At 43.6% G+C, this 12,980-nt stretch carries 13 protein-coding genes and 1 tRNA gene; 10 read left to right on the forward strand and 4 right to left on the reverse strand.

Going from position 1 to position 12,980, the window contains the following annotated elements; translation table 11 throughout:
* Positions 1-30: 30 nt before the first annotated feature.
* From BMX79_RS00735 to BMX79_RS00750, 4 genes are all read left to right on the forward strand, one after another.
* The gene (locus BMX79_RS00735; RefSeq protein WP_091478290.1) at positions 31-774 is read left to right on the forward strand and encodes a metallophosphoesterase; all 744 of its coding nucleotides are present in this window, start codon (positions 31-33) and stop codon (positions 772-774) included.
* A gap of 8 nt (positions 775-782) precedes the next feature.
* A complete protein-coding gene (locus BMX79_RS00740; protein ID WP_091478291.1) occupies positions 783-1,604 on the forward strand; it encodes a metallophosphoesterase in 822 nt (273 codons plus the stop codon).
* A gap of 97 nt (positions 1,605-1,701) precedes the next feature.
* Complete coding sequence (locus BMX79_RS00745) at positions 1,702-3,876, forward strand: Tex family protein (protein ID WP_174760374.1); 2,175 nt, start codon at positions 1,702-1,704, stop codon at positions 3,874-3,876.
* Positions 3,877-3,958: 82 nt separating this feature from the next.
* Positions 3,959-4,432: a SprT family protein gene (locus BMX79_RS00750; protein ID WP_091478294.1), complete on the forward strand. Its 474-nt coding sequence runs from the start codon at positions 3,959-3,961 to the stop codon at positions 4,430-4,432.
* 350 nt (positions 4,433-4,782) lie between these two features.
* On the opposite strand, the gene BMX79_RS00755 is transcribed toward BMX79_RS00750, so the two are convergent.
* Positions 4,783-5,394: an HAD family hydrolase gene (locus BMX79_RS00755; protein WP_091478296.1), complete on the reverse strand. Its 612-nt coding sequence runs from the start codon at positions 5,392-5,394 to the stop codon at positions 4,783-4,785.
* A gap of 132 nt (positions 5,395-5,526) precedes the next feature.
* Here BMX79_RS00755 and BMX79_RS00760 point away from each other — a divergent pair.
* Positions 5,527-5,610, forward strand: a tRNA-Leu gene (locus BMX79_RS00760).
* Between the two features lie 185 nt (positions 5,611-5,795).
* Here BMX79_RS00760 and BMX79_RS00770 read toward each other — a convergent pair.
* Both BMX79_RS00770 and BMX79_RS00775 read right to left on the reverse strand, forming a co-directional pair.
* Positions 5,796-6,098, reverse strand: coding sequence for a hypothetical protein (locus tag BMX79_RS00770; protein WP_091478299.1), 303 nt, complete (start codon positions 6,096-6,098; stop codon positions 5,796-5,798).
* On the reverse strand, positions 6,058-6,429 hold the full coding sequence (locus BMX79_RS00775) for an iron chaperone (protein ID WP_091478300.1): 372 nt from the start codon (positions 6,427-6,429) through the stop codon (positions 6,058-6,060). Before BMX79_RS00775 ends, BMX79_RS00770 begins: the two co-directional genes overlap by 41 nt.
* Positions 6,430-6,600: 171 nt before the next feature.
* On the opposite strand from BMX79_RS00775, the gene BMX79_RS00780 reads away from it, so the two are divergent.
* Genes BMX79_RS00780 through BMX79_RS00790 form a run of 3 tightly spaced genes read left to right on the forward strand, consistent with a single transcriptional unit; the run spans position 6,601 to position 10,567 of the window.
* Positions 6,601-7,029, forward strand: a complete 429-nt coding sequence (locus BMX79_RS00780; RefSeq protein WP_091478302.1) for a MarR family winged helix-turn-helix transcriptional regulator — start codon at positions 6,601-6,603, stop codon at positions 7,027-7,029.
* Positions 7,030-7,059: 30 nt separating this feature from the next.
* Positions 7,060-8,775: an ABC transporter ATP-binding protein gene (locus BMX79_RS00785; RefSeq protein ID WP_091478304.1), complete on the forward strand. Its 1,716-nt coding sequence runs from the start codon at positions 7,060-7,062 to the stop codon at positions 8,773-8,775.
* Positions 8,741-10,567, forward strand: a complete 1,827-nt coding sequence (locus BMX79_RS00790) for an ABC transporter ATP-binding protein (RefSeq protein WP_091478305.1) — start codon at positions 8,741-8,743, stop codon at positions 10,565-10,567. Before BMX79_RS00785 ends, BMX79_RS00790 begins: the two co-directional genes overlap by 35 nt.
* A gap of 317 nt (positions 10,568-10,884) precedes the next feature.
* Here BMX79_RS00790 and BMX79_RS00795 read toward each other — a convergent pair whose 3' ends face one another.
* Positions 10,885-11,802: an AEC family transporter gene (locus BMX79_RS00795; protein ID WP_091478307.1), complete on the reverse strand. Its 918-nt coding sequence runs from the start codon at positions 11,800-11,802 to the stop codon at positions 10,885-10,887.
* A gap of 129 nt (positions 11,803-11,931) precedes the next feature.
* On the opposite strand from BMX79_RS00795, the gene gloA2 reads away from it, so the two are divergent.
* Together gloA2 and gloA are read left to right on the forward strand one after the other, a co-directional pair.
* Positions 11,932-12,315 carry an SMU1112c/YaeR family gloxylase I-like metalloprotein gene (gene gloA2, locus BMX79_RS00800; RefSeq protein WP_091478308.1) on the forward strand — a complete coding sequence of 128 codons (384 nt, stop codon included), beginning with the start codon at positions 11,932-11,934 and terminating at the stop codon, positions 12,313-12,315.
* A gap of 274 nt (positions 12,316-12,589) precedes the next feature.
* Positions 12,590-12,976, forward strand: coding sequence for a lactoylglutathione lyase (gloA, locus tag BMX79_RS00805; RefSeq protein ID WP_091478310.1), 387 nt, complete (start codon positions 12,590-12,592; stop codon positions 12,974-12,976).
* The last annotated feature ends 4 nt before the right edge of the window (positions 12,977-12,980 follow it).

The following is a 12,980-nucleotide window of genomic DNA, read 5'->3' on the forward strand; positions in this document are numbered from 1 at the left end:
CTGGAAAGAGTTACGGGGAGGAAATCTGTCATGAAAAGGAAAGTATTCGTGGTTGGAGATGTCCACGGTCAATATGACATGTTCAAGGAGCTGCTGACGCACTGGAAAGAGGAAGAAGAACAGCTCATTTTACTGGGGGATCTGGGAGACAGAGGTGAGAACCCAAAAGCCTGCTTTGAGATGGCGCGCGATCTCGTTGAGAATAAGGGAGCGGTCTGCCTGAAAGGAAATCATGAAGACATGCTGCTGGACTTCTTAAATCGTCCGCAACATTCAGCTGCCCTTTATGAGATGAATGGGGGTATGGTGACAGTGCAGTCTTTTCTCAATATAGAGGAAGGACAGTATGATACTGTTGAGCTGGCCGCAACCGTACAATCTCAGGCGCCCTGGTTGAAGCCATTCATCGAGTCCCTGCCATTAAAATATGAGTGGGAGGATTATGTCTTTACGCATGCAGGTGTAAATCTTACATTAAAAGACTGGACTGAGACATCAGACAGGGATTATGTCTGGATCAGAGAAGGATTCTTTGATCAGCCTAACGATACTGACAAGACCTTTGTATTTGGCCATACCGTTACGGCAATGCTTCATGAAAAACGGTCCAACACAGATATCTGGCTGTCGGGGGATGGCAAGATCGGACTGGACGGAGGAGCTGTTTATGGAGGAACGCTCCACGGAGTGGTTTTCGATAAAGATGGCATCGTCGATCACTATAAAGTCAATAACACTGGCTATGCATTCAGCCAGTTTTTCGGAGGGAATTAAAACAAAGTATGAAGATAGCGACAGTATCTGATCTGCATATCGATCGTAATGATGCATTTATCGAATGGGATCTGGAAAAACAGCTGACAGACAGGCTGTATGAGCACAAGGTGGACTGCCTGCTGATTGCAGGAGATGTGTCGAACCATTACGACACCACACACCGGTTTCTTAAAAAACTAGAAGAGATAAGTGGCATTCCGGTGCTGTTTGTTCCAGGGAATCATGACTACTGGGCGAGAGACCATGATATAGTAAATACGAATGAAATCGATCAGTTCTTTAACCGGCAGTCCTATTCACTTGTCGGTCGTCCTAAATTATTCGGAGACGATCTTGCTGTGGTCGGAACACCCGGATGGTATGATTACGGTTATGGCAACCATGAGAAGTACAGCAAGGAAGACTTTGAAAAGAAGCAGTATGGATTTGCCTCCTGGAATGATCGACACTACGTTAATTGGGGGCGATCGGATCAGACCGTCAGTCAGGATATGCTGGATCAGCTGCTGCAGGATCTCGAGGCAGTAAAAGACAGACAAGTCATTTTAATGACCCATGTGGCGACTCATCCTGAATTTGTCATTCCGCTACCACACCGGGTTTATAATTATGCCAACGCCTTTCTCGGTGCTAGAGCTTATGAGAAACTGTACGATCTTTATCCAAATATCACATTCAGCATCATGGGACATGTGCATCTGAGAAAAACTGTCAGAGATGAACGACGGACATTTATAAGTGCCTGTGTGGGCAATCATAAACACTGGAAAATAAAGGACTTTACGACACAATTGAATAAAAGTATGGTGACCTTCACCACCAGCTGACGGACGGACAGGGGCTATCAATTTCAGATAATCCAGTTCGTTCGTTTTATTTTTATGTTAAAATAGATGGGATGAAGACTTAGAGGAGATGACCGTTTTGACAGATACACCTAAAGAACAGATCATACAACTTTTAAATAAAGAATTGACCGATTATACGAAGAAGCAGATTCTGTCCGTTTTGGACTTGCTTCAAGATGGCAATACTGTTCCGTTTATTGCCCGTTACCGGAAAGAAGTAACCGGATCACTCGATGAAGTACAAATCAGGGAGATAGAAGAACGTCATACTTACCTGACCAATCTAGAAAAACGAAAAAGCGATGTTCTGGCTTCGATCGAAGAGCAGGGTAAGCTGACACCGGAACTTGAAAAGGATGTTAAAGCAGCTACTCAAATGCAGCGTGTTGAAGATTTGTACCGTCCGTATAAACAGAAGCGTCGCACGAAAGCTACGATTGCTAAAGAGCAGGGACTTGAACCCTTGGCGGAATGGATTCTGACTTTCCCTGCAGGTGATATTGAAGGTGAAGCCAGCCGGTTTATCGATGAAGAAAAAGAAGTTGAAACCGTTGAAGATGTGCTCAACGGTGTGCATGAAATTCTTGCTGAGTATATTTCTGACAACCCGACATACCGGACATGGATCAGAGAGTATACTTTCAACAATGGAACCGTTGAGTCCAGAGTAAAAGACAAGTCCCTGGATGAAAAAGGTGTCTATGAAATGTACTATGAGTATTCTGAAACAGTCAAGTCACTGGTGTCTCACCGCATTCTGGCATTGAATCGTGGGGAAAAAGAAGAGGTGCTGTCGGTATCGATCGACAGTGATGAAGACCGTATCCACGGGTATATGATGAAGCAGGAGCTGCCGGATGGGAAAGCGACACCGGCAACAAATAAAGTGAAACAAGCTATCAGTGATGCGTATAAACGTTTCATTGGTCCGGCTATCGAACGAGATATCCGAAATGAACTGACTGAAAAAGCAGAAGATCAGGCCATCGAAGTGTTCGGTGAGAACCTGAGCAACCTCCTGCTGCAGGCCCCGCTGAAAGATCAGACGATTCTTGGACTGGATCCGGCCTACCGTACAGGGTGTAAACTAGCCGTCATCGATGCGACAGGAAAAGTATTGGCGATCGATGTCATTTATGCGCATAAACCGTCTTCAGGCAGGAAACGTGAGGAAGCAGCCGGTAAATTTCTGAACATGGTCAAGAAGTATAAAGTTGATACAATTGCTATTGGAAATGGTACAGCCAGTCGGGAATCTGAAACCTTTGTCGCTGAACAATTAAAATCCATCGACCGTCAAGTAGCTTATGTCATTGTAAACGAAGCGGGTGCCTCTGTATATTCAGCGAGTGAAGAAGCCCGGAGAGAGTTCCCGGATTTCCAGGTCGAAGAACGGAGTGCGGTCAGTATAGCTAGACGCCTGCAGGATCCTCTGGCAGAACTGGTAAAAATCGACCCTAAATCAATTGGTGTGGGACAGTATCAGCATGATGTGTCTCAGAAGAAACTGACTGAACAGTTGGATTTTGTGATCGAAACTGTCGTGAACCAGGTCGGTGTCAATGTAAACACGGCCAGTGCGGCACTGTTGAAACATATTTCCGGTCTGACAAAGACCACTGCAGAAAATGTCGTGACGTACAGAGAAGAAAACGGAAAATTCACCAGTCGGTCTCAGCTGAAAAAAGTCAAGCGTCTGGGACCTAAAGCCTTTGAACAAGCTGTCGGATTTCTACGTATTCCAGATGGCAAAGAACCCTTCGACAACACCGGCATTCATCCAGAAACCTACAGGCAGGCTGAAACGATCTTAACTATGGCTGGAGTATCTAAAGCTGATCTTGGATCTGATGATCTGAATAACCGCATCAAACTTCTAGATATCAGTAAAGTGCTCGACGAAACTGGACTGGGTCAGGAAACCTATGAAGATATCCTGAATGCTTTAGTCGCACCTGGGCGTGATATGCGTGACGATATGCCTGCACCGCTGCTGCGAACAGATGTACTGACTATGGAAGATTTAAAAGAAGGCATGGAACTGGAAGGAACTGTCAGGAATGTAGTGGACTTCGGCGCCTTCGTGGATATCGGAGTGAAACAAGACGGTCTCGTCCATATTTCAAAACTGAGCAACAAGTTCGTCAAGCATCCAAAAGATGTCGTTGCTGTTGGAGATATTGTCAAAGTATGGATCGAGTCAGTGGACTTGAAAAAAGGCCGTATCGCTTTGACAATGGTAAATAAATAACAGTGTAATTAGGTTGAAAGAGTGAAGAAACGGAGCTGTGAAGACATCCTTCCGTTTCTTCCTTCTGTATGGGGGAGTGTCTATGAATCAGAAAGAACTGCAGCAGCTGGTCGAAACGATTTCCTTGAACGATTTCGGTAAGCCCTTCAGACACCAAGCTGCTTTCAACAGCCGACTGCGTACCACAGGTGGACGCTATCATATGAAGAGTCACGATCTCGACTTTAACCCTAAAGTGATCGATAAGCTGGGTGAAGAGATCTTTATTGGAATAGTCAGGCACGAACTCTGTCATTATCATCTGCACCTTGAAGGCCGGGGCTATCAGCATAAAGATCGTGACTTCAAGCTGTTACTTAAGCAAGTAGGTGGCTTAAGGTTTGTCCCTTCGCTGAAAGAAGAAAAAGTCGTCCAGTACTGGGAATACCGATGCACAGCGTGTGACAGCCTGATTCACAGACAGCGTCGATTCAACTTGAGTAAATATGTCTGTGCCAGATGTAAAGGCAAGTTTGAACTGAAAGGCAGAATCGAACGGAAAACAGCGATGAAGTAAGTGTATAGAATATTAGGAGTTTTTTATGAAGAAAGCAGTCATTTTCGTTATATAAATCAAGAGAAAAGATGGAAATATGTGGGCCCCACATATTAAATTGGAATAGTCCCAGCTCTCTACTAGAGAAAAGATCGTATCAATGGTCCATAAACCGTTATTTGATCCATTCATGTCTTATTATAATGGACGAATGGATCAAATATGACTATATGGTATATTCGCCTTAAATAAAACAAGCCCAATAGACCATATATCTATATTTGACCCATTGGCAGATAGGTAAGCCGAACTAGTCTACATTAAAAAGACCAGCCGGCTCATAAATGATACCATGCTGATCTTATTTTGATTCAGGACAGGCGAATACCCGCTTTTCTTAATGAGTCTCCCAGTTTTGTAAGGTCTCCGTCAAAGACATGACCGTCCATTCCTAACTTTGCTGCGCCTTCAATATTCATCGCTAAATCGTCGATGAAGAAACAGCTGGCTGGATCGAGATCAAAATGAGCAAAGAATTGTTCATAAATTTCCGTATCTGGCTTGATGCATTTCCAGTCAGAGGACAGGAAGAGTCCGTCAAATAATTCAATGCCTGGGATGACATCTTTGAACTGATGGAAGTCCTGAGACACATTGGATAGCAGTAAGAGCCGGTACCCGTTAGTTTTCAGTTTATGTAGAATTTCTTCCATCCCTGCAATCGGTGTCATGTTTTCGAACCAGGTGTCCATTAGATGGGGAATAGATGGCTTCAAGTTTTCAGGCACCCGGTCCTGAGCAGTCGTGATAAGCTTTTCCTTTGTGATGGTCCCTCTATCGTAATCCATCCATTCATCCGACAGGAAAATTGCATCCAGCAGGAGCTGCTGAGACGCTTCGTCTTCGGTAAATGATTTAATGAATGTTGTGGGCGCGTAACGAATCAGAACATTACCCATATCAAAAACTACCGTATTAATCATGTGTTTTCCTCCTAAATTATTTATATCTTTAAGATAACATATGCGGATAAGGAAGTAGAGCACAAGTTATATCTGGTCAATATATTGACATTTTGCTCAAACCTTGATATGATAGCTTCTGTTGAGAAAATAGCGCACGTGGCGGAATGGTAGACGCGCCAGCTTGAGGGGCTGGTGGGGCGATGCCCCGTGGAGGTTCGAGTCCTCTCGTGCGCATCCTATGAAAAATGCAAGTGAGTGTGTCTCTGAAATGAAGGTTGTCAAATCCTTATTTTCATGTGACGCTCACTTGCATTTTTATTTAGACGATAAAAAGCCTTTAATGGAATGCTATCTCATTAAAGGCTTTTTTTTTGCACTGATACTACATTATAGTAAGAAAGTGCATTTTCATATTACTATTATGGTGTAACATCCCAGATTCCTTTTTCACCTGAAAAGGAAAATAAAGGTTCCCACTCAACTTCTATCGTTTCGCCATTTACTGCATAATGTGCTACGCCATCTGTTGAGCGTCCACTTGAAACAGAGCCCATTGAATTGTCGTTCGGGTATGTATCTGCCTGTGAGCCGTCCACATAGACATCAAAGTCCATACCATATCCATAATCATCATCTGTGCCGTTTTCAAGCGTGTAATAAATAGCGATGACATTTTCGGGATCAGCTTCTCCAGAATTTAGTGTAATCTGCTTTGTCTTCAATATTAAACTGGATAATATTTCTTAACAAATCGTAATTAACCGGCTGATTCCACTTGATACGAAACAGTTGCTTTGTCGCTTCATAATCGGCTTCGGCAATTTCTTCTGCGAAGTGATTCATCGTAACATGTTCAGGCGCTACAGCGAGGTGATTCTTGGATGTACTGAAACCTATAATGAATGTGCCGTGATCGGCGAACATCGGCTGATTCCATTTGAATTGTTTCTCCAGTTGAGGAAACGACTCCTCTATCCACGTCAGAAGCTCTCTCACACGATCCTGATGTTCTACGGAATCGAGCTTGCTGATAAAAGTATCAAATTCTTTCATATTAGTCCCCTCCAATATTTTAGTTACGTCCTTTTTCACATTCTCATTATAACTTATGATCGTTTTAATCAACAGGATAAATAATGTCAATGATTAGACAGGTGGAACGATTAGTGATATAGTAGCTCATATTGTTGCGGGTGCAACTATCTGGCTTTAAGGAGGGATGAAATGGATTTTCTGATGCGCTACATCAACAGGACAACCCGATTGTCCGAGCTTTACCGGAATGAAAAAATGAAGAAGTATGATCTGGGCGGGATGCATCATACCTATATTATAAACATCTGCCAGAATCCAGGTGTCTCTCAGGACGATTTGTCACAGCTGATTTATGTAAATAAAAGTAATGTGACCAGGCAGCTGGCTGTTCTTGAGAAGAAAGGCTACATAACGAGAAAGAAGTGTGCAGCTGATGGACGCAAACTGCTTGTGTATCCGACTGAAAAGGCAGAAGAAGTGTATCCCAAGGTAGTCGGAATCCTGAAAGACTGGAACGAAATCATTCTGGAGGGATTAAGTGAAGAGGAACAGAAAGAAATGGGTCGGCTGCTCAGTCATGCAATGGATAAGGCTCGGGCAGAAGTACAGGATTTTTAAACTATTACAATAGTAGAAAGGCGTTAAATCATGCAATTATTACTTACTTATTTAAAACCGTTACGAAACAGGATGCTGCTGGGCTTTTCAGTAAAGTTCACTGGGACGATCATGGATCTGTTTCTGCCTTGGATTCTTGCTTATATGATTGATGTGATCGTACCCACTGAGAACATCAACCGGGTACTGCTGTGGGGCGGACTAATGGTATTATGTTCGATTATAGCTGTAGTCGCCAGTATCAAGGCGAACCGTATGGCGTCAAGTGTGGCAAGAGATGCCGTCGAAGACATCAGGCATGATCTGTATCATAAGATATCTTGTCTGTCGGCCAGTCAGGCTGACTATTACAGCACACCTTCTCTGATTTCACGGCTGACATCGGACACATATAATATCCATAGAACGATTGGACTGATGCAGCGCATTGGTGTTCGTGCTCCCATTCTTTTGCTGGGCGGTATTATCATGACACTGACATTGGATCCGACACTTACGCTAGTCATGCTGGGGGTTCTACCTTTTGCGACAGTGACAATCTACTTTATTTCAAGAAAAGGGATTCCTCTGTTCGACAAGCTCCAGCAGGAAGTGGACCGTCTTGTTCGAACGGTCAGAGAAAATATTACGGGGGCGCGAGTCATCAAGGCTTTGTCAAAATCGGATTATGAAAAGCAACGATTTGAAGGTGTCAATCAGCGGGTGGTCCGTGCAGAAACGAAAGCGAACACGACTATGGCTGCAACAACCCCACTGATGAACCTGTTTTTAAACAGTGGACTGGCTCTTGTTATTCTTGCCAGTGCCTACCGAGTCAATGCAGGGGTGACTCAACCGGGGGTCGTCATTGCATTCATGACTTATTTCACTATTATTCTGAACTCGATGCTCAGCATCACTCGGATATTCGTCCTGTTTTCAAGAGGAATCGCTTCAGCAGACCGTATTCAGGAAATCCTGGTGACTGAACCTGATCTGAAAGTTAAACCGATTGATAAAAAGAGGGAGTCGGCGCATATTCATTTTGACCATGTGTATTTCGGCTATCATTCTGGTAAGCATATTCTGAAAGATATTGATTTCAGTATAGATAGAGGCAACACTCTCGGCATTATCGGAGCGACTGGAGCAGGTAAGACCACGATCATCAAGCTGCTTCTCAGATTGTACGATGTGGATGAAGGAAGTATCCGAATAAATGGCGTCAATGTCAACAGCATGAGTCTAAAGGAGCTGCACACACAATTTGGGGTAGCTTTTCAGAAGGACTTTCTATATGCGGATACCTTGAAAGAGAACATTGATTTTGGTAGACATATTACCGAAGACGACATCCTCAAGGCGACGGAACATGCTCAGGCAAAAGAGTTTATCGACTCACTTGACGAAGGAATCGAGCACCAGCTGAATGCGAAAGGAACGAACTTGAGTGGCGGACAGAAACAGCGTGTGCTGCTGTCACGAGCCTTAGCTGCGGATCCTGAGATTCTTATACTGGACGATTCATCAAGTGCGCTGGACTACAAAACGGATGCTCAGCTCAGGAAAGTTCTGACTGAAGAGTATGCGGATACCACAACGATTATGATCGCTCAGCGAGTCAGCTCCATTCAGCATGCTGATGCCATCATGATGATCGATAACGGAGAAATGATTGGTTACGGCACACACGACGAACTGTTAGAAACATGTGAACCGTATCGTGAGATATATGAGAATCAGTCAGGAGGGGATCAGGTTGCGTAGAGGAGGAAGACGAACACCCAGTACGTCCAAACCGGATAAACTGAAAACCAGCCGCTGGCATGTACTTAAGCGTCTGTGGGGTTACTTGTACCGGTACAAATGGCTGCTGCTGTTGGCCACTGTACTCATGGTGACGAGTAATCTGTTCTCACTTGTCGGCCCTTATCTGTCAGGACTGGCTATCGATTCGATCCAGCCTGGTCCAGGAAATGTCCTGTTCAATCAAGTCTTTTTCTATGTTGGTCTGATGATTGCTTTCTTCGTTTTGTCTTCAGTTCTGGAGTACACGATGCAGCGGATCATGATTCGACTGACACAGAAAACAGTCCACCGCATGCGGAAGGATGTGTTCAACCGAATGTCTGAGCTGCCGGTCGGATACTTTGACCAGCATCAGATCGGCGATATCATCAGCCGTGTCACCTATGATATCGACACGATCAACCAGTCTCTGTCTAATGATTTCATTCAGGTGCTGACTAGTGCGATCACGATTATTGTGTCGCTGACTATGATGATTCTTATCTCTCCATTACTGACCTTAGTATTTCTGGTGACCATCCCGGCGTCTGTCTTTCTTACTCGCTATATGGTCAGTCGTTTCCGTCCACTTTTCAGGAAGCGTTCTGAGAAGCTTGGGGAACTGAATGGATATGTTGAGGAAATGATCTCAGGACAGCAGACGATCAAGGCGTACAATCAGGAAGAAAATATGATCAACCGCTTTGACGAGAAAAATGAAGAAGCAGTTAATGCCTACTTCAATGCAGATTACTATGGAAGTATGGTCGGGCCATCAATCAACTTCATAAACAACCTGTCTTTATCATTAGTAAGTGTGGTCGGCGCTTTGCTGTTCCTTATGAACATGCTGACTCTAGGAGCCGTGTCTTCATTCGTTCTGTATTCCAGACGATTCTCCGGCCCGATCAATGAGCTGGCAAATATTATCAGCGAGCTGCAGTCGGCTTTTGCAGCAGCAGAACGGGTCTTTCTTTTAATGGATGAACCGGCTGAAGCAGCTGATATTCCGGGCGCCCATGTCTATACGGATGTTAAAGGAAATGTCAGCATGAATGAGGTGTCATTCGGCTATACCCCGGACAAAATGACAATACATGATCTGGACTTCGAGGCACCGGAAGGGAATGTCATTGCAATCGTCGGACCGACGGGAGCAGGCAAGACGACACTTGTCAATCTGCTGATGCGGTTCTATGATCCGAACGACGGCGATATCGAACTTGATGGGCTGGATACGACTCGGGCAACCCGAGAAAGTCTCCGATTATCATATGCCATGGTACTTCAGGATACATGGCTGTTTTCAGGAACCATTTATGACAACCTTGCTTACGGGAAGGAAAACGTCAGCATGACCGAAGTGGAAGAAGCAGCTAAGGCAGCGCAGATTCATAATTTTATTATGAGTCTGCCGAAAGGTTACGAGACCGTTATCGACGAAGAAGGACTGAATATTTCCCAAGGTCAGAAGCAGCTTCTTACAATAGCCCGGGCTATGATTCTGGATGCCAACCTTCTTATATTAGATGAAGCGACATCGAATGTGGATACACAGACAGAAATGAAGATTCAGGAAGCAATGAAACGACTCATGAAGGATAAAACATCCTTTGTCATTGCTCACCGGTTGTCTACGATCAGAAACGCTGACTCAATTCTTGTGGTTAATGATGGGCGGATTGTGGAACAGGGAAACCATGATGAACTGATGGAAGAAGGCGGCATGTATTCTGAGCTGTATTACTCTCAGTTTGAAAACTATGCCTGATCTGAAAACAATTACTTTATAAAGTGCGCCATTCTGCGGAATGGCGTTTCTTTTTTTAATGGGATCAGGTCGATGAATAAGGTGACTGTGTTGATGATCAGGACGTTTCGGATGTGCGAATGCATCATAATTCCAGGATATGAGGAATATTACCTCAACTTATGACCATAATAAGCACATATGAGATATTCGCTACCTAAGGAGAGACTACCAACCGATAAACAGAAAAAAGCCTCATTCATTTTCCCAAAGCCATGCACCAGGCACGAATCGGCAAAGAATGAGGCTTTCGTATTAACAAGTCATTTAACGCCTGGTCATAAAAGCAGTAGGGTTGATAAGCTGATGACCAGCGGCATGGTTACGATCGAGAAGAAACTGGCCAGAATAATGATGCGCGCACCATATTCATAATCGCCTCCATATAACTGTGAAAAGAGCGCGGTGTTTACAGCAGTTGGTGTACAGTTCGCTATGGCAAGTACCAGCAGCACGGAAGGATCATTGATTGGTAAGAGCCAGATTAATAGAAGAGCGACGGCTGGAGCAATCAGTAAACGAATGAATACGATCCAGTAGTTGGATTTGACAAAGAATATTTCCTTGAACTGACTTCTGGCTAGATAGCCTCCAAGCAGGATCATTCCTAGAGGAGAACTTAATCCGCCAATCGTATCCAGACTGTTATATAAAACATCAGGCAGCGGGATACGGGTGATGTACAGGCCGAAACCAACAAACGCACCGATACTAGCTGGATTAGTCAATATAGATTTTATAGTGATCGGTTGATTACCTTCAGAAAGCATCCATATTCCATATGTAAACTGAAAGATAGCTGAAACTACAATATACATGGATAAGTAAAAAATGCCCTCATATCCAAGTATAGGTAAAATAATAGGGATGCCCATGAATGCCGTATTCGAGAAGACGATGGCATACCGGTCGATTTTGGAACGGTTTCTTAGTACCGTGTGAGCAATAAAAATGCGTGACAGCGTAATGGCAAGGGCGCCTATGAGAGAGGTCAGAAGCAGCTGAAGCTGACCACTATCGTATTCCTGTTGAAAAGAGAGCATCAGGACGATCGGAATGACAAACTTTGTCACGATGTTGGCCAGTTGCTGACTGCCGCCCATATTGAGAAATTTTATTTTAACAAGGATAAATCCAAACATCATGATGAAAAACATCTGAAGCAGCTGATCGAAAATAACTAATGAAATGTCCATAGGTTTCGCCTTCAATCTATTATGTAGTAAACTGTGTAAGTAAGATTCTTTATCATAATACTATACGCTTATTGAAACATAAAAGCAAAGGGACATAAATTATAACTTTAAAGGAAGAAGGAACAAAGCATGTTTAATGGTATTCATCATGTAGCAATAATCGCAAGTGATTACAATCGGTCTAAAAATTTTTACACAGAAACCTTGGGATTTACAATCATCAGGGAAGTGTACAGAGAGGAAAGAGAGTCGTATAAACTGGACTTGGAAGCAGGAAATGCTCAAATTGAACTGTTCTCATTTCCAGATCCTCCCGCAAGAGCAAATGGACCTGAAGCGGTAGGATTGAGACACTTATGTTTCGAAGTGGATGATGTAGTAGAAGCAAAACGAGAGCTGGAAAGCAAGGGGATTGAAGTAGAAGAGGTAAGAACGGATCCCTATACTAAACGATTGTTCACCTTCTTCAAGGATCCGGATGGACTCCCTCTAGAACTTTATGAGAGAAGCTGACCGCAAAAAAGAACCCCTGTTTCCGCAGGGGTTCTTTTGCATAGAAAGGAGATGATTTATGAAAAAGAAAACTAGTAGTACTGCTACTAACTTTGTTTCTAAGTAAATGATAACGCATACATTATAGATAGTCAAGCCTTTTTCGAATAATACCAAAAATAATTATAACGCTTTCAAAAGTGCGAAGATATAAGCTGTTCCTCATACTTGTTTGCTTGACGGTCTGATGAAAGTAAGGCAAAATGAAAACATAATCATTTAGGAGGAATTACCGATGAGAAAAAGAATGCTGCACACTTGCGTAAGAGTAAAAGATCTGGACAAATCATTAGCTTTTTATAAAGATGTTCTAGGAATGAATGAAGTGCGTCGTCTGGATTATCCCGATTATAAGTTTACCTTGGTTTATCTGGCGTTGCCGGGAGATGAAGTCGAGCTTGAGCTGACATATAATTATGATCAGGAAGAGCCGTATGATCTGGGGAATGGATACGGACACATCGCAATAGGGGTAGAGAACCTTGAAGATACTCACGAAGAGTTTAGTCAGTCTGGTCAGGATGTCACAGAACTGACAGGATTATCCGACGGCGCAGCGTCTTACTTCTTTATAAAAGACCCGGATGGATATAAGATTGAGATCATCCAACTGAAGGATTAACTGA

Origin of the sequence: Alkalibacterium pelagium (assembly GCF_900109325.1) — a bacterium.
Classification (GTDB): Bacteria; Bacillota; Bacilli; order Lactobacillales; family Carnobacteriaceae_A; genus Alkalibacterium; species Alkalibacterium pelagium.